The sequence below is a fragment of the Nocardiopsis sp. NRRL B-16309 genome (assembly GCF_001279585.1).
In the GTDB taxonomy this organism is placed as follows: Bacteria; Actinomycetota; Actinomycetes; order Streptosporangiales; family Streptosporangiaceae; genus Nocardiopsis.
In genome coordinates this window covers 39,122-59,641 of the sequence record NZ_LGEC01000137.1, presented here as the reverse complement: position 1 = coordinate 59,641, position 20,520 = coordinate 39,122, and the positions used below count along the sequence as shown (strand labels likewise).

Annotated in this window: 19 protein-coding genes; 13 read left to right on the top strand and 6 right to left on the bottom strand. The window is 71.9% G+C overall.

Annotation, left to right across the window (positions count from 1 at the left end; genetic code table 11):
* The first annotated feature begins 94 nt into the window (after positions 1 to 94).
* Complete coding sequence (locus ADL05_RS27900) at positions 95 to 592, top strand: PH domain-containing protein (RefSeq protein ID WP_053619999.1); 498 nt, start codon at positions 95 to 97, stop codon at positions 590 to 592.
* Positions 589 to 2,616: a PH domain-containing protein gene (locus ADL05_RS27895; protein ID WP_053619998.1), complete on the top strand. Its 2,028-nt coding sequence runs from the start codon at positions 589 to 591 to the stop codon at positions 2,614 to 2,616. The genes ADL05_RS27900 and ADL05_RS27895 overlap by 4 nt, the downstream gene beginning before the upstream one ends.
* Positions 2,617 to 3,016: 400 nt before the next feature.
* On the opposite strand, the gene ADL05_RS27890 is transcribed toward ADL05_RS27895, so the two are convergent.
* A complete protein-coding gene (locus ADL05_RS27890; RefSeq protein ID WP_053619997.1) occupies positions 3,017 to 3,421 on the bottom strand; it encodes an STAS domain-containing protein in 405 nt (134 codons plus the stop codon).
* Positions 3,422 to 3,805: 384 nt separating this feature from the next.
* Here ADL05_RS27890 and ADL05_RS27885 point away from each other — a divergent pair, with 384 nt between their 5' ends.
* The 4 genes from ADL05_RS27885 to ADL05_RS27870 all read left to right on the top strand — a co-directional run bounded on the left by ADL05_RS27885 (position 3,806) and on the right by ADL05_RS27870 (position 7,518).
* Positions 3,806 to 4,342: an NUDIX hydrolase family protein gene (locus ADL05_RS27885; RefSeq protein WP_053619996.1), complete on the top strand. Its 537-nt coding sequence runs from the start codon at positions 3,806 to 3,808 to the stop codon at positions 4,340 to 4,342.
* 254 nt (positions 4,343 to 4,596) lie between these two features.
* Positions 4,597 to 5,283, top strand: coding sequence for a nucleoside/nucleotide kinase family protein (locus ADL05_RS27880; protein WP_053619995.1), 687 nt, complete (start codon positions 4,597 to 4,599; stop codon positions 5,281 to 5,283).
* A gap of 238 nt (positions 5,284 to 5,521) precedes the next feature.
* Positions 5,522 to 6,130 carry a TetR/AcrR family transcriptional regulator gene (locus ADL05_RS27875; RefSeq protein WP_053619994.1) on the top strand — a complete coding sequence of 203 codons (609 nt, stop codon included), beginning with the start codon at positions 5,522 to 5,524 and terminating at the stop codon, positions 6,128 to 6,130.
* A complete protein-coding gene (locus tag ADL05_RS27870) occupies positions 6,127 to 7,518 on the top strand; it encodes an FAD-dependent oxidoreductase (protein WP_053619993.1) in 1,392 nt (463 codons plus the stop codon). The genes ADL05_RS27875 and ADL05_RS27870 overlap by 4 nt, the downstream gene beginning before the upstream one ends.
* Here the strand turns inward: ADL05_RS27870 and ADL05_RS27865 are convergent.
* Complete coding sequence (locus ADL05_RS27865; RefSeq protein WP_082376945.1) at positions 7,407 to 8,720, bottom strand: NAD(P)/FAD-dependent oxidoreductase; 1,314 nt, start codon at positions 8,718 to 8,720, stop codon at positions 7,407 to 7,409. The two genes, ADL05_RS27870 and ADL05_RS27865, sit on opposite strands and share 112 nt — an antisense overlap.
* 296 nt (positions 8,721 to 9,016) lie before the next feature.
* Between ADL05_RS27865 and ADL05_RS27860 the strand changes: the two genes are divergently transcribed.
* A complete protein-coding gene (locus ADL05_RS27860) occupies positions 9,017 to 10,381 on the top strand; it encodes an MFS transporter (RefSeq protein ID WP_197285958.1) in 1,365 nt (454 codons plus the stop codon).
* An 82-nt stretch (positions 10,382 to 10,463) separates the two neighbouring features.
* Here the strand turns inward: ADL05_RS27860 and ADL05_RS30170 are convergent, their stop codons facing one another.
* Together ADL05_RS30170 and ADL05_RS27855 are read right to left on the bottom strand one after the other, a co-directional pair.
* Complete coding sequence (locus ADL05_RS30170; RefSeq protein ID WP_082376944.1) at positions 10,464 to 10,634, bottom strand: DUF397 domain-containing protein; 171 nt, start codon at positions 10,632 to 10,634, stop codon at positions 10,464 to 10,466.
* Positions 10,634 to 11,413, bottom strand: coding sequence for a helix-turn-helix transcriptional regulator (locus ADL05_RS27855; RefSeq protein WP_082376943.1), 780 nt, complete (start codon positions 11,411 to 11,413; stop codon positions 10,634 to 10,636). Before ADL05_RS27855 ends, ADL05_RS30170 begins: the two co-directional genes overlap by 1 nt.
* Positions 11,414 to 11,511: 98 nt before the next feature.
* On the opposite strand from ADL05_RS27855, the gene ADL05_RS27850 reads away from it, so the two are divergent.
* The 4 genes from ADL05_RS27850 to ADL05_RS27835 all read left to right on the top strand — a co-directional run bounded on the left by ADL05_RS27850 (position 11,512) and on the right by ADL05_RS27835 (position 17,893).
* Positions 11,512 to 11,760 carry a MerR family transcriptional regulator gene (locus ADL05_RS27850; RefSeq protein ID WP_156366087.1) on the top strand — a complete coding sequence of 83 codons (249 nt, stop codon included), beginning with the start codon at positions 11,512 to 11,514 and terminating at the stop codon, positions 11,758 to 11,760.
* Positions 11,761 to 11,771: 11 nt separating this feature from the next.
* Positions 11,772 to 12,416 carry a class I SAM-dependent methyltransferase gene (locus ADL05_RS27845; RefSeq protein ID WP_053619991.1) on the top strand — a complete coding sequence of 215 codons (645 nt, stop codon included), beginning with the start codon at positions 11,772 to 11,774 and terminating at the stop codon, positions 12,414 to 12,416.
* A 140-nt stretch (positions 12,417 to 12,556) separates the two neighbouring features.
* Positions 12,557 to 15,814, top strand: a complete 3,258-nt coding sequence (locus ADL05_RS27840; protein WP_053619990.1) for an NACHT domain-containing NTPase — start codon at positions 12,557 to 12,559, stop codon at positions 15,812 to 15,814.
* Positions 15,815 to 16,120: 306 nt separating this feature from the next.
* Positions 16,121 to 17,893 (top strand): GAF domain-containing protein, encoded by a 1,773-nt coding sequence (locus ADL05_RS27835; RefSeq protein ID WP_053619989.1) that lies wholly within the window; start codon positions 16,121 to 16,123, stop codon positions 17,891 to 17,893.
* Positions 17,894 to 17,922: 29 nt separating this feature from the next.
* Here the strand turns inward: ADL05_RS27835 and ADL05_RS27830 are convergent, their stop codons facing one another.
* A complete protein-coding gene (locus ADL05_RS27830; protein WP_053619988.1) occupies positions 17,923 to 18,588 on the bottom strand; it encodes a response regulator transcription factor in 666 nt (221 codons plus the stop codon).
* 285 nt (positions 18,589 to 18,873) lie between these two features.
* Between ADL05_RS27830 and ADL05_RS27825 the strand changes: the two genes are divergently transcribed.
* Positions 18,874 to 19,446 carry a pyridoxamine 5'-phosphate oxidase family protein gene (locus tag ADL05_RS27825; protein WP_053619987.1) on the top strand — a complete coding sequence of 191 codons (573 nt, stop codon included), beginning with the start codon at positions 18,874 to 18,876 and terminating at the stop codon, positions 19,444 to 19,446.
* A gap of 368 nt (positions 19,447 to 19,814) precedes the next feature.
* Positions 19,815 to 19,943: a hypothetical protein gene (locus tag ADL05_RS32220; protein ID WP_255351872.1), complete on the top strand. Its 129-nt coding sequence runs from the start codon at positions 19,815 to 19,817 to the stop codon at positions 19,941 to 19,943.
* A gap of 3 nt (positions 19,944 to 19,946) precedes the next feature.
* Here the strand turns inward: ADL05_RS32220 and ADL05_RS27820 are convergent, their stop codons facing one another.
* Positions 19,947 to 20,498: a transcriptional regulator gene (locus ADL05_RS27820; RefSeq protein ID WP_053619986.1), complete on the bottom strand. Its 552-nt coding sequence runs from the start codon at positions 20,496 to 20,498 to the stop codon at positions 19,947 to 19,949.
* Positions 20,499 to 20,520: the final 22 nt, after the last annotated feature.

Sequence of the window (20,520 nt, the reverse complement as noted above, 5' to 3'; positions counted from 1 at the left end):
TCCTCTCGTGGTGATGACACGACAATAGCATTGTGATATCACTTTTACGAGGCGGCCCGCCCCCGGGCCCGGACGATGAAGAGAGGCGGACGCGATGAGCACCGACGCTCTGCGACTGCGCCCACCCCACCACCGCGTGGACCGGCGTGCGATCTTGTGGTGGACCACCCGCGCACTGGCCGTGACCGTGGTCCTGACCGCCGCACCCGCGATCCCCGCCGTCATCTTCGAGCCCGCGCGCCCCTGGCTCGTGCCGGCCACCGCCGTCATCGGCGTTGTCGGCCTGCTGGTCACCGTGGCGATGCCGGTGTGGCGCTACCGGGTCCACCGTTGGGAGGTCACCGACACCGCGGTCTACACCGCCAGCGGATGGCTGTGGCAGGAGTGGCGGGTGGCCCCGATGTCGCGTATCCAGACCGTGGACACCGCGCGCGGCCCGCTCCAGCGGGTGTTCGGGCTGTCGAGCGTGACCGTGACCACCGCCTCGGCGGCCGGTCCGCTGGAGATCTCCGGACTCGACCACGAACTGGCCACCCGGGTGGCCGACCAGCTCACCGAGACCACCCAGGCCACGGAGGGAGACGCCACATGAGCGGCCCCGACGACTTCCGCCCCGAGGAGCGCGCCCAGGACCCCGCTCCCCCGGCGACGCCCCCGGTCGAGTCCGACCTCGACCACGAGCGGAGAACCGATCAGGCGGCCGACGGCGGCCAGGAGACCGGGCCCTCGGGCGACACCGAGCGGGCGGCCGGGCCCGCACACGACGGTGGGCCGTCGGTCGAATCCACGACCGGTACCGGGCAGGCGGTCGAGTCCTCGACCGGCAGCGGACCGGAGGCCGGTTCCGAGCCTTCCGAGACCGGCTCCGCTCCGGAGGAGCACGCGGGTCCGGGGAGCGAACCGGCCGGGGACTGGCAGGGACTGCACCCGCTGAGCGTGTGGGCCGGGGCGGTCGCCGCCGGGATCTTCCTGGTCCCGACGGCCGTCATCGGCACCGCGGCGATCGCCCTCTTCGCCCCTCTGCCCTGGTGGGCACTGGCCCCGATCCCCGGCACGATCGCGCTCCTGGCGTTCTTCACCTCCATCGACCTCCTACGCCTGCGCGCCACCCGGTTCCGCGTCACCGCCGAACGGGTGGAGATGCGCTCGGGCGTCGTCGCCAAGGCCTACCGTTCCATCCCCCGTGAGCGCGTGCGCACCGTGGACGTGAACGCGCCGATCTTCGTGCGCGTGTTCGGCCTGTGCTCGGTCACGGTCGGCACGGGCGAACAGGGCGGCTCCGACCAGTTCCAGCTGCTCTACGTGACCGCCGGGCAGGGCGAGCGGCTGCGGCGGGAACTGCTGCTGCGCCGACCGGCCACGGGTGCGGGCGCGGCCACCACCGGCACCGACGGGTCCGCCGACGACACCGAGGAGACCGAGGAGACCGGGGAGGTCGAGTTGGCCCGGCTCAACCGGGCGTGGTTCGCCTACGCGCCCGCGACCACCGCCACGCTCGGCATCGGTGTCGGTTTCATCGCCGCGCTGGTGGGCTTCAACGCCCAGACCGGAGGCTGGGCCTGGGAGTGGGCGTCCGAGCAGGCGAACCTGCCCACCGCCGAGGAGCTCACCTCGATGGTGATGACCCGGCTGCTGGTCGTGGTGCCCGCGTCCCTCCTGGTCCTGCTGCTGTCGGGGGTGGTCGTGCTGACCGCCGTCGCCGTGGAGACCTGGTGGAACTACCGGCTCACCCGGGAGGCCGACGGCTCGGTCCGGCTGCGCCGCGGCCTGCTGACGAGTGTGTCGCTGTCGGTGGAGGGGCGCCGCCTCAACGGCGTCACCCTGCACCAGCCGTTCGTGCTGCGCTCGGTGGGCGGCGCGGACGTGCGGGCGGTGGCGACCGGTCTGGCCGCGGCCGACGACGAGAAGACCAGCGCCAAGAGCCGCCTGTCCCCGCCCATGCCGGTCGGTCGCGCCCGCGCGCTGGCCGCGGCGCTGCTGCGGGAGGACGACTCGCCCCTGGACGTGCCCCTGGCCCGGCACCCGCGCGCCGCGCTGCGCCGCCGGTTCACCCGTGCGGGAGTCGTGGCCCTGCTGGGAGTGGCGGTCTCGATCGCCCTCGCCTGGCTGCACACGCTCGCGACGCAGGCGTGGTGGGAGGCGGTCCACGAGATCGAGGAGGAGATCATCCCGGTGCCGCTGGCGTCGCGGGCGGTGGAGACGACGCCGAGCTGGGGCTGGGCGTTCCTGGCCGTGCTGGTCGCCGTGGTGGCGTTCTGGTACGCCGTGGGTTCCTACCGCGGGCTCGGCCACGGGACGCACCCGCGCTTCCTGGTGGTGCGCAGCGGCATGGCGACGCGCGACACCGTGGCGTTGGAGCGGTCGGCGGTGATCGGCTGGCGGATCACGCGCTCGCCCTTCCAGCGCCGGGTGGATCTGGCCGACGTGGCGGCCACGACCGCCGCGGGCCAGAGGATGTACGCGGCCAAGGACGTGGGCCTGGAGCAGGGGCTGGTCTGGGCGGACGCGGCGGTGCCCGACCTGTTGGCGCCCTTCCTGGTCCGCGAGGACGGAGCCGAGGGCGAAAGCGGCGGGAGCGGCGGGCAAGGCTCCCGCGAGACGCCCTCCCAGGCGTGAGCGACGTCCTCTCCCCCGGGGAAGACCTGGTGGCCGGCACCGGAGCCGACCGCCGGGTGCGTCCTCTCCCCCTCGCCGGAGGAGACCACCGTGGCGCCGTCCCAGGCGTGAGCGGCGTCCTCTCCCCCTCACCGCAGGAGGCCGCCGCCGTCCCGATATGAGCGGCGGCCCTTCCTCCACGTCCGTGGGAGGGGGTGGCCATGGCTCCGCACCGGTACGGGCGGTGGACCCTCCCGCTCACGCCAGGTGGGACGGCCGCGGCCTCGGTCCAGCGAGAGCGGCTGCCCCGCCGCGCGGCGCCCCCGGAGGGAGGGCACCGCGCCCAAGCCCGGGCCCGGTCCGCGGACACCGCCGAGCGGCGCCCACGGGCCCGGGACCCGCGGCCTCAGGGACCCGCGCCTCAGGGAACCGGGTTGTTGGCGATGGGCTCGCTGTCCACCCGCAGGCCGCTGGTGTGGGTCAGCGCCATCTCCAGCAGCGGGTAGATCTCGAAGACCCGGCCCATGTCGAGCGCGGTCAGGACGCGTTCGGCGATGGGCGAGGGCTCGGCGAGCACCGTGTGCCGCTCCTGTGCCCACAGGATCCTGGCCACGGAGACCAGGGCGCGCACGCCGCTCGCGTCGAAGAACTCCAGCCCGGACATGTCCACCACCAGACAGTCGCACCGTGAGTCGTACGCCGCTCGCAGGAGCCGATCGCGCATCCGGTCGGCCGTGGCGAGGTCGACCTCGCCGTGGACGGGTACCACGGTGACACCTGTACAGGGGGAACGCTCCTCGGCAGAGAACCGGGCATCGCGTGCCACTCGGGACCACCTCTCACCGGACGTAACCTGTCCACTACGCAACCGCGTACGAGATCGTAACCTCTCCAGGGAGGTTCCGGGGAGGCTTTCGGTGCGAAAACCGCGCGAAATCTCGCCGTACACCGACATCGCGTTCGTGGCCGCCCGCCCGGGCCGTACCCCTGGCGGTCACCACTCCTCTCGGACACTCGGATCCGCCCCTCGCCCCCGCACCGTGCGTAGCGTCCCGGTGTGCGGTAGAAGCAGTAGGGCACCGTGCGCTCCCGTCCGCCACGGGCGGGAGACTGGTCCCGCAGGGACGCCGACCGATCGAAGGGAGGGAGCGGTGGCCGCATCCCGGCCGCGCCAGGGGCGCGCGCCGCTGGACGCACCGCCGCGCACCCCATGACCGACACCGCAGACACCCAGCCCGGCTGGTTCTCCTCCGAGGAACTGGAGAACATCCGCGGCCGCATGCCGGTGCTCTACGTCCAGGCCGTGCCCGTGCGGGTGGACGAAACCGGGGAGGCGACCCATTTCGGCCTGTTGATGCGGGCCGCGCCCGACGGCAGCTTCAACCGGTCCGTGGTCTCCGGGAGGGTGCTCTACCACGAGCGTGTGCGCGACGCCCTCCTGCGGCACCTGGAGAAGGACCTGGGGCCGGTGGCGCTGCCGCGCATCCCGACCGCCCCGCAGCCGTTCACGGTCGCGGAGTACTTCCCGACCCCCGGCGTCACGCCCTTCCACGACCCGCGCCAGCACGCGGTGGCGATGGCCTACATCGTGCCGGTCTCGGGTGACTGCCAGCCGCGCCAGGACGCCCTGGACCTGATCTGGTTCACGCCGGAGGAGGCGGCCAGTCCGAAGGTGATCGAGGAGATGACCGGCGGCCAGGGCGTGCTGCTGCGTCAGGCCCTGGCCCACGTGGGCCACGCGCCCTGAACCCCGTAGGGCTCGGGGCGGGGCCCGCGGGAGAGCGCGGGCCCCGCCCCGGCCCCGGACCGCCGCAGCATTGACGAACCAGCCCGGCCGCGGGCGCGTCCAGGCCGTGGGATGCCGCGCAGCACGAGCGGCCCCGCCCCGGCCGCGGCTCCCCTCATGGCCGTGGACGGTCACGGGACGAGCGACCCCACCTGGGCGTCCCGTTCCCGCAGGGGGCTCCCGCCGCGCGGGGCGCAGCGCGTAGGCTCGGGCGCATGTCCGACTCGCTCGTCGCCGAAGCCCTGCGGATCGCACGCCAGGCCGCGGCCCGCCCGGGGCGGCGCGCCGTCCTCGGCCTGACCGGCGCCCCGGGCGCGGGGAAGTCGACGCTCGCCCGCCACCTGGTCGCGCGGGTGAACGACCATCTGGGGGCGGGTACGGCCGGATACCTGCCGATGGACGGCTTCCACCTGTCGAACGCCCAACTCGACCGGCTGGACCGGCGCGACCGCAAGGGCGCGCCCGACACCTTCGACGCGCACGGCTACGTGGCGCTCGTCCGGCGCCTGCTCGCCGAGGCGGACCATCCCGTGTACGTCCCGGACTACGACCGCCGGCTGCACGAGCCGGTGGCCGCCCGGCACGTGGTGGATCCGCACACCGTGCTGGTGGTGACAGAGGGCAACTACCTCGCGAGCGACGACGAGCCCTGGCGGCGGCTTCGGGGGCTGTTCGAGCAGCTGTGGTACGTGGAGGCCGACGACCGGGTGCGCGAGGAGCGGCTGCGCCTGCGGCAGGTCTCGGGTGGGGCGAGCGAGGAGGCCGCCCGGGAGTGGGTCGAGCGCAGCGACCGCCCCAACGGCGAACTGGTCAAGCGGTTCCGGGACAACTGCACCCGTGTGGTGCGCCCGGGTGCCCTGGGCTCGGGCGACTCCGACACGGGAGCCCCCGACCCCGGCTGATCCAGGCATCCGGGACGTGCCCCTCGGTTCCCACGGGCACCGCCCCCGCTCCCACCGGCCGCGCCACGCCCGTCCCCTGCACCCGCTTGCGCCCCCGCCCGTCCCCCGCACCGGCTCCTGCCTCGTTTCTGGCCCTACCCCACCCCCTCGCCAACCGCGCGTTCACCGCCGTCCCCTGCACCCGGTCTCCTCCCGCTGTGGGCTTGCCTTCGGCTCCGCCCGCCCGTAGTTTGGTCATATGCCCAAGGCAAATGACCAAACCCCAACGTCCTCCGCGGAGCGGGGACGCTCCAGCCGCGCCAAGCTGCTGGCCGCGGCCGTCGAACTCATCCCGGAGGTGGGGTGGAACGCGGTCACCACACGACTCGTCGCCGCCCGCGCACAGGTGCGCCCCGGGCTCGTCCACTACCACTTCGACTCGCTGCCCGCCCTGCTGCGCGCCGCCGTGGTGACCGTCCTGGAGGAGGTCCTCTCCGACCCGCTCGCGGCCATGACCGCGATACCCGACCCGGCCGAGGGGGTGATGGCGGCTCTCCGGGAGATGGACGATTTCCAGGGCGACGACCCCGCCTCCGTCCTGGTCACCGAGGCCTACCTGGCCGCGACCCGCGACCCCGAGCTGCACGCGGTCATGGCGCGGATCGTGACCGAGACCCGCGACGCCATCACCGCGTGGCTGCGCGAGCACGGCACCCCGCAGCCGGAGGCCGCCGCCGAGCTGGTGTGCGCGTTCTTCGACGGCGTGGTCCTGCACCGGGCGCTGGGCCCGGTACCTCCCGCCGACGCCTACCTCGAACCCCTACGCCGCCTGCTCGCGGCGCCCGTACCCGAAGGAGACACCAGGTGAGAGCGATCATCATCGGCGGCGGCATCGCCGGTCTATCCACGGCGTGGTGGCTGCGCCGCGAAGGCTGGGACACCACCGTCGTCGAACGGGGTCCGGCCCCCTCCGCCTCCGTCGGCCTCGCGGCCGTGGACGCGCCGGAATCCGCCGACGGCACGCTGGACCGCGGCTACGTCATCGACTACTTCGGTCCCGGCTACGACACCCTGGAGCGGATGGGGCTGCGCGAGCGGGTGCACGAGTACGCGCTGGACCTGAACGCCGTGCGCTACCGCAGGGCCGACGGCCGCCACTCCGCGAGCATCGACGCGTCGGTGCCCGCGCGGCTCACCGGCGGTCGCTTCCTGACCCTGTTGCGCGGCGACCTGGAGGGCGTGCTGCGCGAGGCCCTGGGGCCCGGGGCCGACGTGCGGTACGGGACCGGGATCGCGGAGGCGCACCAGGACGACGGGGGCGTCACGGCGGTCCTCACCGATGGTTCGGCCGAGCGCGCCGACGTGCTCGTGGGAGCCGACGGGATCCATTCGAGCACGCGGCGGCTCGTCTTCGGGCCGGAGTCGCGCTACCGCCGCTATCTGGGGGCGCACGCCGCGGCCTACGTGTTCAGCGACCCGGAGCTGATGGACGTCCTGGCGAACGAGTTCCAGGTGGTGGAGGCCCCCGGCGTCCAGGCCGGGATGTACCGCCTGTCCGACACGACCGGGGCCGCGTTCCTGTGCCACCTGTCCCCGGACGGCTCGCTGCCGGAGGATCCGCGCGCACGGCTGCGGGAGGTCCACGGGCACCTGGGGTGGCTGGTGCCCCGCCTGCTGGCGGCCTGCCCGCCCCGGCCGTACTACGACGAGGTCGAGCAGATCATCATGCCGGGCTGGTCCGACGCGCGCGTGGTCCTGGTCGGGGACGCGTGCCAGGCGGTCTCGCTCATGGCCGGGCAGGGGGCGAGCATGGCGGTGGCCGCCGCCGAGGTCCTGGCCCAGGAGCTGGGCCGGGTGGGCCCGGGGGGACGGGCGGTACGCACGGGGGCGGGCTCGGGAGGGCCGGGCGGTGGGGCCCCGAACGCCGGAGTCGCGAACGCCGGAGTCGCGAACGCCGGAGTCGCGAACGGCGGGATCGCGGGAGGCGGGGCCTCCGGAAACGGGGCCGCCACCGAGGAGATCGCGGCGGCGCTGCGGCGCTACGAGAGCCGGGTCAAGCCGGTCATCGACGCCAAGCAGAAGGCGGGCCGCACCCTGGCGCGGTGGTTCGTACCGGCCACCCCCGCCCGCCTGTTCGTCCGCCGTCAGGCCCTGCGGCTGTCGTCGACACCGCTGGCCGAGCGCGTCATGCGCCCCTTCCTGGCGTCGCCGCGGGACACCCCTCTGGAGGCTCCCGCGGAGGGCTCGCGCCGCTGAACAGCACCCGCCCGGGCACGCTCCCGGCGCAGGTGCCGCCGCGCCACCCCGCGGACCAGGCGCAGGTACGCCGCGGCCTGGCCGCCGGTGCGCGCGTTGTCGTAGGCCGCGGCCACGATGTACTCCTTGACGAGGGCGGCCGGGCGTCCGGTGAGCACGAACGGGCGCGGGCTGTCGTCGGCACGCGCGAACTGGACGAGGGCGTCGCGTCGGCCCAGGCTCACGCACTGGCCCAGGTACCCGAACGGAGCGGTGTCGGGTGTGCGCCCGGTGAGGCCGCCGAGGACGGTCTCGGCGGCGTTCCAACCCATCGGCAGACCCATCGCGCAGGACATGCGCAGGGGCTCGCCCGCGGCGCCCGCGGTGCGGGCGGCATCGCCCGCGACGAGCACGTCGGGGTGCGAGACCGAGCGCTGGGAGGCGTCGACCACCGCGCGCCCGTCGTCGTCGACGGCCAGCCCGATCGCGGCGGGCAGACCGGAGGGGCTGAACCCGCCGTTCCACACCACGAGGTCGGCCGGAAGGCGTCCGCCGTCGGCCAAGACCAGGCCCCGGGCATCGACCGCGTCCACGCGCGCGCGTTCGCGCACGGCGACGCCGAGCCGGTGCAGCACGCGGCGCACGTGGGCCCGCCCGCGCGCACCCGCACTCGGGACGATCTCGCCGCCGGTGACGAGTTCGACGGCGATGCCGGGGTGGGACTCGGCGATCTCCGTGGCGGCTTCGACGCCGGTGAGTCCGCCGCCGACCACCGCCACGCGCTCGGGCCGGTCGGCGGCGATCCGCTCGGCGACGGTGCGCGCGCCCTCCAGGTCGGCGATGGCCAGGGCGTGGTCGTCGGCGCCGGGGACGCCTCCGGCGCGGGCCGAGCTGCCCAGGGAGAGGATGAGCGAGTCGTAGCCGAGCGTGCGCGGCCCCTGCCCACCGCGCACGGTGACCGAGCGGGCGTCGGGGTCCACGTCCTCGACCACGCCGACCACCAGGCCGATGCCGGTGCCGTCCAGGGCGTCGGCCAGGGAGTGCACGCCGACGTCCTGGCCCGCGGCGACCTGGTGCAGGCGGACGCGTTCGACGAAGTCCGGTGTGGCGTTGACGAGCGTGACGGTGACGTCGGCGCGCTCGCGCCGGGCGAGGCCGTGGGCGCGGCGGGCGGCCGCGAGGCCGGAGTAGCCGGCCCCGAGGACGAGAAGTCGGTGGGTCATGGGAATCCTGGTCCCTTCCGGGTGGCGGCGGCCCTCGTGGCCGCCCTTCGCACCACAGGACGAGACGGGCCGAGCCGGTCGTGACACGGCCGGCGGGTGAAGCGCCTCACACCGTGCCGATGGGCCGGGGCCCGCGAGAGCCCCGCCGCGCCGGAATCGCCGTTCCCGTGGGCCGATCGGACGAAAGGCCACGATCACCCCGGATGTCCATTTTCTGAGACAGACATCCCACATGGTGCACAACCGGGCTAGGATCCTGCCAGCCATCAAGTCCCGAGCTGGGAAGAAGAACGCCTATGACCGCGCAGGACGTCGCCTCGGCCGCGCCGGAACCCGATCGGCCGCGCGCCGAACCGGCGGAGCCGCCGACCAACCCCAAGCGCAAGGTCCTCACGGCGAGCCTCGTGGGCACGTCCATCGAGTTCTACGACTTCTACATCTACGCCACCGCCGCGGTCCTGGTCTTCCCGCTCCTGTTCTTCCCCGAGGGCGACGCGATGGCCGCGCGGCTGCAGTCGCTGGCCACGTTCGCGATCGCGTTCGTCGCACGGCCGGTCGGCTCGTGGGTCTTCGGCCACTTCGGTGACCGCGTCGGACGCAAGGCCACTCTGGTGGCCTCCCTCCTGACGATGGGGATCGCGACGGTGGGCATCGGCCTGCTGCCCACCTACGCCCAGGTGGGAGTCGTCGCGCCGGTGCTGCTGGCGGTGTGCCGGTTCGGGCAGGGGCTGGGACTGGGCGGCGAGTGGGGCGGTGCCGCGCTGCTGGCCACGGAGAACGCCCCGCCCGCCAAGCGCGCGTTCTACGGCACGTTCCCGCAGCTGGGCGCACCGATCGGCTTCTTCCTCGCCAACGGGGTGTTCCTGACGATCACCCAGACGATGAGCGAGGAGACCTTCCTGGCCTGGGGATGGCGGGTGCCGTTCCTGCTCTCGACGCTCCTCATCGCGATCGGCCTGTGGGTGCGCCTGACGCTGCACGAGACACCGGCCTTCGCCAAGGTGGTCGCCTCGGGCGAGCGGGTCAAGACCCCGATCGTGGCGGTCTTCCGTACCAGCGGGGTCGCCGTCGTTCTGGGCACGCTGATCATGCTCGCCACGTACGTGCTCTTCTACCTGATGACCGTGTTCTCGCTGGGATTCGGCACCGACCCCGAGGGCGGTCTGGGCTACGACCGGTCGCAGTTCCTGGTGTTCCTGCTCGTCGGCGTGCTGTTCTTCGCGCTGTTCACGCCGATCTCCGGCCTGATCGCCGACCGCTTCGGCCGCCGCCCCACGCTCATCACGGTGACCGTCGCCATCATCGTGTTCGGCTTCGCCATGGGTCCGCTGCTGGGCAGCGGGAGCACGGTCGGCGTGCTGGCCTTCCTCATCATCGGGTTGTCGCTGATGGGCCTGACCTTCGGCCCGATGGCCGCCCAGCTGCCGGAGCTCTTCCCGACCAACGTGCGCTACACGGGCGCGTCGGTGGCGTACAACGTCGCGGGCCTGCTGGGGGCGTCGTTCGCTCCCTACATCGCGACGTGGCTGGCCGGCCGGTTCGGTCTGAACTGGGTCGGCGGCTACCTGGTGCTGGTCGGCGCGATCACGCTGGTGGCGCTGCTGCTCAGCCGTGAGACCAAGGACGACTCCCTGGACGCGATCCCGTCACGGGCCGCATGATAGGAGAAACACCCCCTGCGGGAGGGCCCCGTCGGACGCGTCCGGCGGGGCCCTCCCGATGCGGGGCACCGGCGCGCTCGGGTCAGCGCGCGGCCGTCGCCACCAGCGCGGCCCACTCGACGGCCGAGAAGGACAGGTGACCGGCGTTCCGGTTCTGCGTGTCACGCACATCGGCACCGGCCCCGTGCTCACGCGCCTCCAGGCACTGGCCGCCGGTCTCGCTGTACGAACTCTTGTGCCAACCGTTGGCCACTAGATCATCTCCTTCAGCATCCGAACCGACTGGTCCACCGGCAGCGCCGCGCCCATGGCACGCTTGACCAGTTCGGAAAGCCGCTCGAACCCGTTGGGCTCGCCATCGTCTTCGTGCATGACGATACCGGTGTTCATGTCGCTCGAAGCCGCCCGGGATCCGTCGAAAAGCCGCACCATGAACAGCGGAGCGATGACGCCCACCAGGAGGGAACCCTCCGGAACGATGTGCACGCGGACCTTTCCGCCTTCGAGGAGCGAGAGCAGGTGTTCCGCCTGCTCAACCCGGATCTCCTCGGCCACACACGTCAGCGCTGTTTGCGGAAAGACCGCCGTCACATCGGGATCGTTCTTTCGGCGAAGCCTGTCATATCGCTGGCACCTGGCCGCGACCAGGCGGGAGATCTCCTCCCCCGTCATGAGCGGTTGCCCGTGCCGGAAGACGAAGCGCGCATAACTCTCCGACTGCAACAAACCGTTGACGAGCCCGGGACTGATCGACTCGATGAGTGTTGCTTCCTCCTGGAGGCGTTGCAGATCCTGCATCCACGGAGGCAGTGTGCCGCCCGCCGTATCCCGCTGCCACGTCTGAATGAGCCGGCCCTCGGCGCCCAGGACCCGGTCCAGGGTCTCCACATGCCCTCGTCTGGGAGCGACCTCGCCTTTCTCCCAGCGGCAGCACGCGGAGGGGGACACCCTCGCTCGGGAGGCGAGTTGCCGCTGCGACAATCCGGACAAAGTCCGCAGTTTGGTGAGGTGCTGGGGAAAGCGTTGCGCCATGATGAAAAGCGTAATCCGAACTTGAGTTGCGCACCCTTGCTTTGGGGATAGATGCTCGTTCCTCGCGCAATGGTGGGAGCGCGTCGGATGCTGGCTCCATGGACGAACGAGAAATCCGATTCCTGGAAGAGACCCACCCGGACATGTACTTCACCAACGGAGAGGCGGCGGCCGTCATCGGCGTCTGCCCGTCGACGCTGCGGACGTGGGCACGCGGCGGACGCCTCGACGACGTGAAGTCCTTCCGCAGCAAGTACGGCTGGCGCTATTTCCGGGCAGGGGACGTCTTCGCCCTTCGGGACGACCGAAAGGCGGCCGGGCGGCCACCCGGACACGGATTCGCGTAGAGTGCACGAGCGTGACCCCACCCGACTTCCTGACCCGGGCGCGCACGTTCTACGACGCCCTCGCCGCCGACTACACCGACCGGCTCCGTGACGCGCTCGACGCGATGCCGGTGGACCGGGCGATGCTGGGAGTGTTCGCCGAGCACGTCCGCGCGTCGGACGCGGGGCCCGTCGCCGACCTGGGGTGCGGATCCGGCCGCGTGACGGCGTACCTGCGCGACCTGGGCCTGCCGGTGTTCGGTGTCGACCTGTCCCCGACGATGGTGGAGCTGGCCCGGCGGGACCATCCCGGCCTGCGCTTCGAGGTGGGCTCGATCCTGGACCTGGACCTGCCCGACGGCTCGGTGGGCGGCGCCCTGGCCTACTACTCGATCATCCACATGCCGCCGGAACGCCTGCCCGAGGCGTTCGCGGAGTTCCACCGGGTGCTGGCCCCGGGCGGACACCTGATGCTCGCCTTCCAGGTCGGGGACGAACCCCGGTACGTCGACCGGCCGCTGGGCCATGAGGTCTCCCTCGACTTCCAGCGGCTCCGGCCGGACCACGTCGCCGCACTGCTCACGACCGCCGGATTCTCCGTGCGCGTCCGGGCGGTCCGCGAGCCCGAGCCGGACGAGCACGTGCCCCAGGCCTTCCTCCTGGCCCGCCGCACGTGACCGGAACCGGCCATCTCCGGGTCGACCGCACCTCGCAGCGGCCTTCCCTGAGACGGCCGGACCGAGGCGACCGCGTGGACCCGTCCGGCCCCGCGCCGTAGGCTCGGGACGCCCCTGTCGCCCCCACCGGAAAGCCCCCCGTGTACGACGTCGCCCTGAAGCTGGGCGTGGCCGTGGTCAAGGCCGCGTGCGGAATGTGGATCGGCAACCCGATCGCCCAGAGTGCCACCACGACGGTGGTCGACCTCGTTCAGCAGAAGGTGACCGGCAGGCGCGACCAGCGCAGGCTGGAACGCCGGTTCGCCGAGATCGAGGAGAGCATCGCCGACCGGATCGTGTCCTACCTCGACCACGAGTTCCGCGGACTGCCGGAGAACGAGCGCGAGGCCGCCGTCCTCGCCGTCGCCGACGCCTTCGAGCGAGCCGGGCTCACCGACCGCACGCTGTTCGAGCAGGATCTGGACCCGCTGTACCTGGAGCGGTACATCCGCGACCGGAATCCGCACGCCACGCGCGATCTCAGCGGCGCGGCTGTCGCCCTCTACGACCGGGTCCTGCCCGAGTCCTGCGCCTACGTGCTGGCCACGGTGTCCACGCTGCCGAACTTGCAGACCGGGGCGTTCACCGAGCTGCTGCGCCGTGAGGCCCTCATCCTGGAGCACCTGGAGGAGGTCCTGGACCGGATCCCCCGGCGGCCGGAGGGACTGGACGAGGATCCCGAGGCGGCGTTCGAGACCGCCTACCGCCGCAAGGCGGCCGAGCGGTGGGACGTCCTGGAACTCTTCGGCACCGACGCCCACACCCGGCCGTACCGCCTGAGTGTCGCCTACCTGAGCCTGTGCGTCCGCGGCTGGCCGGAGCAGGGCTCGTCCGGCGGGCCGGACGAGCCAGGCGACCGCCAGGTGGAGCAGGTCCTAGCCACGCGATCGCGCACCTTCTTGCGCGGTCCGGCGGGCGCTGGCAAGACGACCCTGTTGCGGTGGGCCGCAGTCCGTGCCAGCCGCAGCGACTTCCCCGACGAGATGTCGGCATGGAACGGATTGATCCCGTTCCTCATCCCCCTCAGGCAGTACGTCGGTCAACGCCTCCCCGAACCCGAGGACTTCCTCAGGCAGACCGGTCGCCACCTCGCCTACCAGGCGCCCAGCGGATGGGTGACTAGTGTGCTCGCCGACGGCCGCGCAATCGTTCTGATAGACGGCATCGACGAGCTCCCGCCCGGCGAACGTGAGGACGCCCGGCGCTGGCTGCGCGACCTGCTCGCCGACTTTCCCGACTGCCGATACATCGTGACCACACGTCCTGGAGCCGCGAGCGAGACCTGGCTCGACGCGGACGGCTTCGCGAGCGCGGAACTCCAGTCCTTACGGGAAGGCGATGTCCGGGCATTCATCCACCACTGGCACGAGGCCGTACGCGGTGACATCGCGGATCAGGACGAACGCGACCGGCTGACCGGATTCGAGCATGAGCTGATCCAGAAGGTACTCAACCAGCGCCATTTGCGCGCGATCGCCTCCACTCCCCTGCTCTGTGCCCTGTTGTGCGCCCTGTACCGCGACCGGAACACATCGCTCCCCCGCGACCGTATGGAGGTCTACGAGGCGGCTCTGGCCATGTTGCTCAAGGACCGCGACCAGCAGCGCGGGATCGAGGGGATCGATCTCTCCCGCCGCGAGCTTGTACTTCTGCTCCAGGAGTTGGCGAAGTGGCTGATTCTCAACGGCAGTTCTGACGCCCCGATCCCAACTGTCCGACGCCAGGTCGCACGGTTGCTCGCCGCTATGCATGGGGTCAGGGAGGACCCGGAGGAGGTCTTCGCCCACCTGGTGGTACGCAGCGGCCTCCTCCAGTGCCCGACTGTAGACAGGGTGGGCTTCCTACACCGAACCTTCGAGGAGTACCTGGCCGCCAGAGCGCTGGTAGAGGAGGACAGCTTCCCATTGCTGATCCGTCACGCGCACGACGACCAGTGGCACGAAGTCGTGGTGATGGCCGCCGGGCACTGCACCCCTGCGCAGCGCGAGGAGCTGGTGACCGGGCTACTCGAGCGCTCCGGCCAGGTGAAGCGACACCGGGATCGGTTGCTCCTGGTGGCCTTCGCCTGTTTGGAGACGTCACCGGCGCTGTCTCAGGACCTCAGTGAGGATATCCGTGCACGTGTGCGGAGCATTCTGCCGCCTCGAACCAAGGACCACGTGCACGCGCTAAGCATGGTCGGGGAGTACGCGCTGCCCCTCCTGGCAACCGTCCCTCCGCAGAACGCGCGTCAGGCAGCGAAGTCCATCGAGGCCGCGAGCACGATCGGGGGACCCAGCGCGGTCCCAGTCATAGAGCGGGCGCTCGCCTTCGGCTCCGAGTCAGTCATGCTCGCAGCGCAAAGGGCTTGGTTGAATGAGCCGAGCGAGGAGCTGGCCCGGGTCCTCTTCCCCCGGTTCGAGGAACGCCGCCCGCACTACTACATTCCGGTCGCCGCCGACCGCGCAGGGTGGCAGGCCCGATACATGCCCGGGAACCGCAGGGCCTCTGTTGAGGGCGCCAATGGTGACGACCTGGATGGGCTGTCCGGGTTGACGGCCCTCACCTTCGTCGATCTGAGAAACCGCTCCGGCACGCAATGGCATGGCATCGACCTGGCGCCACTTGCCTCTCTGCCCTCACTCATCCAACTAGACATTGACGGCGACGCCTCGGCCGAGCGCATCGCACCGCTAGCCGCGTGCCCGATCACTTTTCTCGAGCTAAGCCACCCTGAACACACCCGCGACCTGACCTATGTCCGAGAGCTCGAGACGCTTCGGCATCTCTGTTTCACCCGTGCTCTACCGTCGATCCCACTCGGCGAGCTCGTACCGGACCGAGGACTGGAGTCCTTCGGTCTGAGGCGCGTACGGCTGCGGGATCTGCGGTATCTGGCCGGTGCACCTAACACCGTTCATTCGTTGGACGTGATGATGTGCCCAGCTCTCATGAGCTTTGCCGGACTGGAGAGCCAGACCGCTTCGCTCTCGAAGCTGAGCCTGCGGCAGTTCGACTCCCGTCACGCCTCGTTGGAGCCCCTTGCCTCCCTGGAATCGCTTAGCGCGCTGCGGGTCGACCGGTGGACGTGGGAACTCGTGGGCAACGCACACTGGATCACCCGCGTCCCACACCTGCGGAAGCTCTACTTGGACTTCGGTCTCCGTACGCCGGCCACGGTTCCCGACTGGGTCAGGGAACTCCCCTACCTTGTAGAGCTGTGTCTCGAGGCCGAGAATCCGCTCTCCCTCCAAGCGCTGGCCGGGGCGGAAAACCTCACCGTGCACGTTCGGCAGCGGACCAAGGTCCTCGGTGCCGACCGGCTCGGCACGGGCTCCTCCCTCCTGAGGGCACCGGGCAACAGCCTGCCGCCGTGGTGAGCACCACCCCCGGGGCCATTGGCCAATCCGGCGCGGCGCCATGTAGGTCGGCATCGTGGCATAGAAGACTTTCAGCGACCAGTCGGGGGCGAGATCGTGTTGGCTCTGGAAGAGTTCGGCGAGAAGCGAATGGTCGAAAGTGCCCCGAGCGACAGGCGACGCATGGTCACGAGCGATCAGTACCGCGTTCGCGCAAGGGGTTCCGGGGGCCTTTCGGCGGCCATGGATCGGTGGCGCGAGACGAGGGGGTGGAAGAGTCATAGGCTCGGGACAAGGAGTCGAGACACCTGCCGGAGATGAGCCCCCATGAGCCAGACGGGCGACGAGCCGTACGAACACGACGAGCGCTACCGGCTGTCCCTGCCCCGCGCCGGGCTGGACGACCTCCTGGACGAGGTCAGGGCGCGCATGTCCGACATCTACGCGACCCAGGACCGGATCCGCACGCTGTTGGAGGCGGTCGTCTCCATCGGTGAGGGCCTGCACCTGGACCCGCTGCTGCTGCGCATCACCGAGACCGCCGCCCGGCTGGTCAACGCCCGCTACGGCGCCCTGGGAGTGATCGGCGCCGACGGCGAACTCGCGCGGTTCATCCCGGTCGGGCTCCAGCCGCAGGAGATCGCCGCGATCGAGCACTGGCCCGAGGGCAAGGGCATCCTCGGCCTGCTCATCAAGGAGCCCCACGCCCTACGGCTGAGCGACGTACGCGACCACCCGGAGTCGCGCGGCTTCCCCGAGGGCCACCCGCCGATGCGCTCCTTCCTCGGTGTGCCCATCCGCATCCGCGACCAGGTGTTCGGCAACCTCTACATGACCGACAAGCGCGACGGCGCCCGGTTCACCGAGGACGACGAGCTGCTGCTGCGGGCCCTGGCCACCGCCGCGGGCACCGCCATCGAGAACGCACAACTGTACTCACAGTCACAGAGCCGGGAGACCTGGCTCGACGCCTCCGGGCAGATCACCACCCAGCTGCTCACCGGCGCGGCGCCCGAACAGGTACTGCGCCTGGTCGCCCGGCGGGCCCGCGTGATGGCGCACGCGGACCTCGCGGTGATAGCCATGCCCGGAGCCGAAGCCCGCACGCTCACCGTGCGGGTCTGGGACGGGGCCGAGGACGACGACGGCCGGGACTGGTCGAGTGTGGAGGGGGCCTCCCTGTCCTGCGCCGACGACACCCTGTTGGGGCGCGTCTACCTCGGCGGCGACCCAGTGATGACCGACGTCTCCGAGCCCGGGTTCCGGGAAGCCGAATTCCTGAGCGACCTGGGCGCCGGACCCGTCCTCGTGCTGCCGTTCGGGCCGCCCGAGGGCGCCCGGGGCATCCTGTTCCTGGCCCGCTCCCGGGACAGGGACGCCTTCCAGGAGACCTGGCTGGGGATGCTGTCCTCCTTCGCCGACCAGGCGGCCGTCGCCCTGGAGCTGGCGGAGACCCGGCTGGACTCCGAGCGCCTGACCGTGTTGGAGGACCGCGACCGCATCGCCCGCGACCTGCACGACACCGTCATCCAACGGCTCTACGCCACGGCCATCACGCTGATGGGCACCGTGCGGCGGATCGACGACCCCGGCACCGCCACGCGCGTGCAGAGCGCGGTCACCGAACTGGACGACACCATCCGCCAGATCCGCTCCACGATCTTCGCGCTGCAGAGCACCGGTTCGGACCCCTCATGGCTGCGCTCCCGGGTGCTGGACCTCGTCAACAGTGCCGGAGACATCCTCGGGTTCGCGCCGCGCCTGCTCACGCAGGGGCCCATCGACAACGAGGTCGACGAGACCGTCGGCGAGCACCTCGCGGCGGTCCTGCGTGAGCTGCTGTCCAACGTCGCCCGGCACTCCGGGGCGACCCGGGTGGACGTGGAACTGTCGGTCGGGGACGACCTGCGCCTGAGGGTCGTGGACGACGGGTGCGGCGTCCCCGACGGCGTCGACCGCAGCGGGCTGCGCAACGTCGAGTCCCGCGCCCGGGAACTGGGCGGGCGCCTCACCATCACCACGGCGGAGGAGCAGGGCACCACGGTCGAGTGGCGAGTCCCCTGCCGTGCCCCCGCGCCCGCCCCGCGACAGAAGGGCTGAACCGGGCCGCACGATGACCGGGCCGCACGCTAGCCGTGGGCCCGGTCCTCGCCCATGGACAGCCTGGTGGCGTAGGCGGCGGCCTGGGTGCGCCGCGCCATGCCGAGTTTGGCGAGCACGCGCGAGACGTAGTTCTTCACCGTCTTCTCGGCCAGGTACATCCTGGTGCCGATCTCCCGGTTGGTCAGGCCCTCCCCGATGAGTTCCAGGACGCGCCGCTCCTGCTCGGTGAGCTCGCTGAGGGGGTCCTGGCGTACGGCGTCCTCGCGCAGCCTGCGGAGCATCCGGGTCGTGGACTCGGGGTCGAGCAGGGAGCGGCCCTCGGCGACCGTGCGCACCGCGCCGACCAGGTCGGTGCCGTGGATCTGCTTGAGGATGTACCCCGACGCCCCGGCCATGACTGCGCCGTAGAGCGCCTCGTCGTCGGAGTAGGACGTCAGCATGAGAATGCGCGTCCGCGGCAGGAGCGAGCGGATCTCCCGGCACAGCGTGACGCCGTCGCCGTCGGGCAGGCGCACGTCCAGCACGACCACGTCCGGGGCGAGCGCCGGGATCCGGGCCCTGGCGCGTGCGGCGGTACCGGCCTCGCCCACCACCTCGATGTCGGCCTCGTCGGCCAGGAGGGAGCCCACACCGCGCCGCACCACCTCGTGGTCGTCCACGAGGAACACCCGGATCGTGCCGTCACCGCTCATGGGCTGACACCCTTTCGCCACCGCCACCACTGGAAGTCCGGATCCCCGGCCACCGCGGACGGGCGGGACCACGGCTCTAGGGGAACAGCCTAGCCACTGGGCCGGGCCGACGTCGTGAGCCGAACGTCCCGCCCTGTTTGAGCCGCAGGTCACCGGGGGTAGGCGAAGAGCGAGGACCTTCGCCGCGGTCGAACGGGACCAGCGGTCCGCGTCAGGGGCACGACCGACGGTGATGATCTGGACGGGCAGAGCAGTCGATCCGGCGAGTGACCATGGGGGCGCGTGATGACTTCTTCAGGCGGTACGGACGAGTCGGCACGGGGGCACGGGAACGTCATGGGGGCGCCTTCGCCCCCGGCTCCGCGCGGGTCCTCCTCCGAGGACCTGGCGGGCACCCGACAGCTGAGCGAGGACGCGGAACTGCTGGTGGGCGCGGACATCGCCGAGAGCACGGATTCGAGCTTCACCGTGCTGGAGCGGGAGACCTGCCTCAACCTGCTGTCCACGCGCGGTATCGGGCGGGTGGCCTTCACCATCGAGGGCGACGCCGCGCCCACGGTGCTGCCGGTGAACTACGCGCTGGTCAACGACACGATCGTGTTCCGGTCGAACCTGGCGGGGACCATCATGCGCCACGGACGCGGGTACGCCGCCTTCGAGGTGGACCACTTCGACCACGAGCACCTCGAGGGGTGGAGCGTGCTCGTCTCGGGACGGTGCCGGTGGATCCGCGACACCGGTGAGCTGAGCCGCATCCCGCAGGGGCGGCTCGCCAAGCCGTGGGCCGCGGGCACGCGCGACCAGGTGCTGAAGATCGTGCCGAGCCGGATCTCCGGACGGCGGATCGCCAGGTCCTGACCCGGGGTCGGCGCCCCGGGGACGGCCCACCGCGCCCCGGGTTCGGTTCGTCCCGGTTCGGGGTACCGCTTCCCTTATGGGAGCGCTGAGTCCGCGGAGCCGACGGTGCCCGCCCGGTGTCCGGGACGTCGCCGAACCCGTGACCGCCGCCCCGCGCGCGGTGGGTCGCTCCCGCCCGGCGAGCCGGCACACGATCGACCCCTCCCCCGTTCCGGGCCGCCCGTGCTGAGCCGTCGCGGCGCGCGGGTCCTGCTCGGCGCCGGTACGGCCGCGCTGGCCGCCCTCTTCACGGTCTCCGGTGCGCCCCTGGCCGGTCTGCCCACCGTCATCGCCTCCGCCCTGCCGCCCTCTGCCGCGCCCGGGAGCCCGTGGTCAACGGCTGTACCGGCGCGGTCGAGGGGGAGCGCCCCTACAGCTCCGTCAAGGTCTCCGCGACGGCGCTGGCCGTGGTCACCGCCATGCTCGCCGTGATCCTGTTCGCGCTCTGGGTCCTGTGAGGCTCATTCGGCGGGGCGGTGCAGGAGGAAGGCCCCGCCGTACAGGGGCTGGTCCCGGCGCTGGTGGTCGGTGGACACGAACTCGTCCAGGACCGCGACGATGCGGCGGTCGAGTTCGGCGACGTCGTCGTCGGACAGGTGCAGCGCGAAGCGCGCGAACGTGCGCACGGACTCGGGTCCGGCCTCGTCCAGCTCCTGCTGGAAGGCGCTGACCGGGGCGACGGCGCCGGTACCGGGGTCGGACTGGGACCCGTCCAGCCACCAGGACTCGCCCGTGGCGCGGTAGGGCTTCTCCAGCGCCCCGCCGGCGCCGGTGCGCACGGGCTCGGCCGCCAGCAGGCCCGCGGCCACGAGCTGCCGTACGTGGTACAGGACGGTGCCGGGAGCGGTGTCGAGGCGGTCGGCGAGTTCCCGGTTGGTCAGCTCGCGGTGCAGGCACAGGCGCAGGATGCGCACGCGCAGCGGGTGCGCCAGGGCCTTGGCCTCGCGGACCGTGGCCGGGCGCCGACGGCGCGGCCCCGGGGCGGCGGCGCCGTGCTCTTCGTCGTCGCTCATGGCCGCCAGCGTAACAACCATC

Coding starts and splice junctions, on each gene's coding strand:
- ADL05_RS27900 (WP_053619999.1), top strand. CDS start 95: ATGAGCACCGACGCTCTGCGACTGCGCCCACCCCACCACCGCGTGGAC.
- ADL05_RS27895 (WP_053619998.1), top strand. CDS start 589: ATGAGCGGCCCCGACGACTTCCGCCCCGAGGAGCGCGCCCAGGACCCC.
- ADL05_RS27885 (WP_053619996.1), top strand. CDS start 3,806: ATGACCGACACCGCAGACACCCAGCCCGGCTGGTTCTCCTCCGAGGAA.
- ADL05_RS27880 (WP_053619995.1), top strand. CDS start 4,597: ATGTCCGACTCGCTCGTCGCCGAAGCCCTGCGGATCGCACGCCAGGCC.
- ADL05_RS27875 (WP_053619994.1), top strand. CDS start 5,522: ATGCCCAAGGCAAATGACCAAACCCCAACGTCCTCCGCGGAGCGGGGA.
- ADL05_RS27865 (WP_082376945.1), bottom strand. CDS start 8,720: ATGACCCACCGACTTCTCGTCCTCGGGGCCGGCTACTCCGGCCTCGCG.
- ADL05_RS27860 (WP_197285958.1), top strand. CDS start 9,017: ATGACCGCGCAGGACGTCGCCTCGGCCGCGCCGGAACCCGATCGGCCG.
- ADL05_RS27855 (WP_082376943.1), bottom strand. CDS start 11,413: ATGGCGCAACGCTTTCCCCAGCACCTCACCAAACTGCGGACTTTGTCC.
- ADL05_RS27850 (WP_156366087.1), top strand. CDS start 11,512: ATGGACGAACGAGAAATCCGATTCCTGGAAGAGACCCACCCGGACATG.
- ADL05_RS27835 (WP_053619989.1), top strand. CDS start 16,121: ATGAGCCAGACGGGCGACGAGCCGTACGAACACGACGAGCGCTACCGG.
- ADL05_RS27830 (WP_053619988.1), bottom strand. CDS start 18,588: ATGAGCGGTGACGGCACGATCCGGGTGTTCCTCGTGGACGACCACGAG.
- ADL05_RS27825 (WP_053619987.1), top strand. CDS start 18,874: ATGACTTCTTCAGGCGGTACGGACGAGTCGGCACGGGGGCACGGGAAC.
- ADL05_RS27820 (WP_053619986.1), bottom strand. CDS start 20,498: ATGAGCGACGACGAAGAGCACGGCGCCGCCGCCCCGGGGCCGCGCCGT.